Raw genomic sequence first — 3,479 nt, 5'->3', positions numbered from 1 at the left:
TCCTTGGATTGCTTGACGGCCAGCAGGTCGCCATCCATGATGCCTGCGTCCCGCATGCTCATGCCGCGGACCTTGAGCAGGTAGTCGGGCTGGCGCTGAAACAGGCTGCTTTCAAAATAATAGGTTTGCTCGACATGTTCCTGCGCGAGAATCGGGCTGCCAGCAGCAACCCGCCCCACCAGAGGTAGGGCGAGTTGGGCCAGGCTTTGCAACGGCAGGGAAAACTGTTTGATTCTGGATTCGTTCAGGCTGCGAAGGGCGTCATTGCGCAAACGTATGCCGCGTGAGGTCCCGCTGACCAGCTCGATGACGCCTTTGCGGGCCAGCGCCTGCAAGTGCTCCTCGGCGGCATTGGCAGAGCGAAAGCCAAGCTCAGCGGCGATTTCAGCACGGGTGGGCGGGGCGCCCGTGCGCGCGATGGCGCTCTGGATCAATTCCAGAATTTGCTGCTGGCGCGCAGTGAGCTTGGGAGCCTCAGAGGGAAAATGCGAAAAGTTATCGAGTGTGCTCATCACTGTTGCTCCTTGAATCACTGCTTCAGCCCGCTTGCGTATTGCCTGCTGGCTTTGGGTACGCAACGTTGCCGTAGCTGTTTTAATATCCAGTAACTGTATTTTCATCCAGTTTTTAAAAGATTGCAAGTTTACGTTTTATGCATCCTCAAAATATTGTGATTCTGGGCACCGGCGGCACGATTGCCGGGCAGGCTGCGAGTGCGTCGGACAACATCGGCTATACCGCTGCCCAGGTGGGCGTTGAGCAACTTGTGGCGGCGGTCCCGCCTTTGGCCAGGTTCGGCCCCTTGATGACCGAGCAGGTCGCGCAGGTCGACAGCAAGGACATGAGCTTCGATGTATGGGTGCGGCTGGCCAGTCGGGTCAATCACTTTCTGGCCCAGCCGGACGTGCAGGGCATTGTCATCACGCACGGCACGGACACGCTGGAAGAAACGGCGTATTTCCTTCATGCGGTGTGCCGCCCCGATAAACCTGTGGTGCTGACCTGTGCCATGCGGCCGGCGACTGCGCTGGTGCCTGACGGCCCCCAGAACATGCTGGATGCCATGGCGGTGGCGCGTCATGCTGGGGCAATGGGTGTTGTCGCGGTGTGTGCCGGAACCATCCACAGCGCGCTGGACGTGCAGAAAGTGCATACCTACAGGGTTGACGCTTTTGACTCCGGTGATGCGGGGCCGATTGGCTATGTGGAGGAAGGATTCCTCAGGTTAGTGAGAAATTGGCCGGAAACCCATGTGGAACGGGCGCAAGCAGCTATAAAAATAATAGCGAATTCCATGATTCCGCTCCAGTGGCCGCGCGTTGAGATTGTCATGAACCATGCCGGCGCCAGTGGTGCGATCGTGGACGCGTTGCTGGCACAGGGTGTCCAGGGGCTGGTGGTTGCTGCCACGGGTAATGGCACCTTGCACCACGCGCTGGAGGCGGCCTTGCTTCGCGCGCGGTCTGCGGGGGTTCGGGTCGTCCGTGCGACAAGATGCTTCAATGGCCGGGTCTTGCCCACACCGGGGGATCTGTTTTCTGATTCGCAGGGGCTGAGTCCCGTGAAGGCGAGGATAGCGATGATGCTCGAGTTGCTGGCGGAGAGTTGAAGCCGCGCTTGCAATTGCAGTCCACCAGGTCCGGAAGCCGGAATAAAAAAAGCCGTCGGGCTGACGGCTTTTTTGGGGCAAGTGGACTCGCGTTAGGCCGGTTCAACCCGCCAGCGCCTTAAATGCCCGGGCGGTGATCTCGTCAACACCGCCCATGCCGCTGATGGCACGGTATTTCGGGGCCAGTTCAGGCTCTGACTTTGCCCAGCTGGAGTAGTACTCAACCAGCGGACGGGTCTGGGCGCTGTAAACCTCCAGGCGCTTGCGGACAGTTTCTTCCTTGTCGTCATCGCGCTGGATCAGCGGCTCGCCGGTCACATCGTCTTTGCCTTCAACCTTGGGCGGATTGAACTTGACGTGGTAGGTGCGGCCTGAGGCGGGGTGCGAACGGCGTCCGCTCATGCGCTCGATGATGGCGTCGAAGGGGACGTCGATTTCAAGAACGTAGTCCAGCTTGACGCCGGCAGACTTCATGGCGYCCGCCTGCGGAATGGTGCGCGGAAAGCCGTCAAACAGAAAGCCCTTGGCGCAGTCGGGCTGGGCAATGCGCTCTTTGACTAAATTGATGATCAGGTCGTCGCTGACCAGTGCACCCGAGTCCATGATTTTTTTGGCTTCAATGCCCAGCTGCGTGCCGGCTTTGACGGCCGCACGAAGCATGTCGCCGGTGGAAATCTGGGGAATGCCGTACTTCTGGCAGATGAAGGTCGCTTGCGTCCCCTTGCCCGCGCCAGGCGCGCCCAACAAAATCAGTCTCATGGATGTCCTCGGATTTTATGAATTCTTGAAGTCAGCCCGAACCGCCGGCCGGTTTCCGCAGGGGCTGCTTGACAGGTATGGAGGGCTGCCGGCACGCCCTGCAGGCCTCACACTTGTGTTTTTCCCAAGGATAGCATGCACCCCTGACAGCAACTTACGAGCCCGCGTCATGCCGGGGAGGGCAGGTCAGGAAAACAGCTTGCGGGCGAGGTCCAGGTCTTCCGGCGTGTCAACGCCCGGCCCAGGCGCGTCGCCAGTGATGTGCACGGCGATGCGATGGCCGTGCCACAGCGCCCGGAGTTGCTCAAGGCACTCCAGTTGCTCGAGTGGCGACTGGGGAAGGCGCGGGAACTCCCGCAGAAATCCCACCCGATAGCCGTAAATGCCTACGTGCCGGAGTGGCCGGGGCAGGCTGCTGCCGGCCTCCCACCACGCCTTGCCGGTAAAGTCGCGCGCGGCCGGAATGGGTGAGCGGCTGAAGTAAAGGGCCGTATGGCGCGCATCAAGCACCACCTTGACCACATTGGGGTTGTTCAGGTCGGCCAGCTGCTGGATGGCATGCGCCGCCGTGCTCATGGCGCAGTCTGGGCGCTCGATGAGCAGGCGTGCGACCGCGTCGATCAAGGCCGGGTCAATCAGCGGCTCGTCACCTTGCACATTCACCACAATGTCGTCGTCCGCGAGTCCCAGCACGCTGCAGGCTTCCGCGAGCCGGTCGCTGCCGCTGGGGTGGTCTTCTCGTGTCAGCACGGCGGCGATGCCGAAAGACGCGCATTTTTCGATGATTTCGTTACTGTCGGTTGCGACGACGGTGCGCAGGGCAGTGCTCCGCATCGCGCGCTGCGCAACACGCACGACCATGGGTGCACCGCCGATGTCGGCCAGCGGCTTGTTGGGCAGGCGTGTAGAGGCCAGCCTGGCCGGAATGAGGACGGTGAAGCTCATGCTTTCGGGGTCTTGCTTGTTTTTTTCAAGGCGCCGTTCACAGACCGAGTTCTTCATCAGTCAAGGTCCGCGCTTCGCTTTCCAGCAGCACGGGAAGCCCGTCGCGCACCGGGTAGGCGAGGCGGGCGCTGCGGGAAACAAGTTCCTGTTTTTCCCGGTCGTAGTC

5 protein-coding genes are annotated in these 3,479 nt (G+C 61.0%); 1 reads left to right on the top strand and 4 read right to left on the bottom strand.

Annotated elements, in window-relative coordinates; genetic code table 11:
• Window positions 1-512, bottom strand: a 512-nt coding sequence (gene lexA / locus AC1D1P_RS18120) for a transcriptional repressor LexA (RefSeq protein WP_477673917.1), incomplete at its 3' end; no start/stop codon positions are given.
• A gap of 140 nt (window positions 513-652) precedes the next feature.
• Between lexA and AC1D1P_RS18115 the strand changes: the two genes are divergently transcribed.
• Window positions 653-1,609, top strand: a complete 957-nt coding sequence (locus AC1D1P_RS18115) for an asparaginase (RefSeq protein ID WP_477673916.1) — start codon at window positions 653-655, stop codon at window positions 1,607-1,609.
• Window positions 1,610-1,711: 102 nt separating this feature from the next.
• On the opposite strand, the gene adk is transcribed toward AC1D1P_RS18115, so the two are convergent.
• The 3 genes from adk to AC1D1P_RS18100 all read right to left on the bottom strand — a co-directional run.
• Window positions 1,712-2,368, bottom strand: coding sequence for an adenylate kinase (gene adk, locus AC1D1P_RS18110; RefSeq protein ID WP_477673915.1), 657 nt, complete (start codon window positions 2,366-2,368; stop codon window positions 1,712-1,714).
• Window positions 2,369-2,554: 186 nt separating this feature from the next.
• Window positions 2,555-3,313, bottom strand: a complete 759-nt coding sequence (kdsB, locus tag AC1D1P_RS18105) for a 3-deoxy-manno-octulosonate cytidylyltransferase (protein ID WP_477669424.1) — start codon at window positions 3,311-3,313, stop codon at window positions 2,555-2,557.
• 37 nt (window positions 3,314-3,350) lie between these two features.
• Window positions 3,351-3,479, bottom strand: a 129-nt coding sequence (locus AC1D1P_RS18100) for a Trm112 family protein (RefSeq protein WP_477673918.1), incomplete at its 5' end; no start/stop codon positions are given.

The organism is Polaromonas sp. P1_E1_2 (genome assembly GCF_056406035.1).
Note: the sequence above shows the minus strand (reverse complement) of the source record. Positions and strands in the feature narration are given on the sequence as shown.

Coding starts and splice junctions, on each gene's coding strand:
- AC1D1P_RS18115 (WP_477673916.1), top strand. CDS start 653: ATGCATCCTCAAAATATTGTGATTCTGGGCACCGGCGGCACGATTGCC.
- kdsB (WP_477669424.1), bottom strand. CDS start 3,313: ATGAGCTTCACCGTCCTCATTCCGGCCAGGCTGGCCTCTACACGCCTG.